The following is a 411-nucleotide window of genomic DNA, read 5'->3' on the forward strand; positions in this document are numbered from 1 at the left end:
ATAGGATTCAGAAAGCAAAAAAGGCCACACCCGGGTGGGTGCAGCCTTTGATGAATGACGGGCTGAAGAACTCCAGCCCGGATCGAAATTTGATGTCTATCGCGGGATGCGCGGGAAACGACGCTCCCGCTTGACCTTGCGTGCATTGTGCTCCATCAGCGAGCCAATTCCACACATGGCAACCGCGACACCGAGTACAAGAAAACTGATGTCCATGCTTATTCTCCCTTGATGGAAATCATGCCCTGAACGAACGTTAGCACAAAACTTGCGACCAGACTTGCCTCCAGCTTGACGTCGGCGAGGGTCCAAACCTGGGTCGAGTGCCACACACCCACAGCGCCCAGGAGCGCGGCGGCGGCAAGCGTATGACAGAAGCGACCGAGCTGCTGGCGTTGATCCTTTGTAGGA

The 411-nt window shown here is 56.0% G+C and carries 1 pseudogene; it reads right to left on the reverse strand.

From position 1 onward, the window contains the following. Positions 1-218: 218 nt before the first annotated feature. Positions 219-411: pseudogene (locus AABE10_RS36310) on the reverse strand (hypothetical protein); the annotation flags it as partial.

The organism is Paraburkholderia diazotrophica (genome assembly GCF_038900755.1).
Classification (GTDB): domain Bacteria; phylum Pseudomonadota; class Gammaproteobacteria; order Burkholderiales; family Burkholderiaceae; genus Paraburkholderia; species Paraburkholderia diazotrophica_A.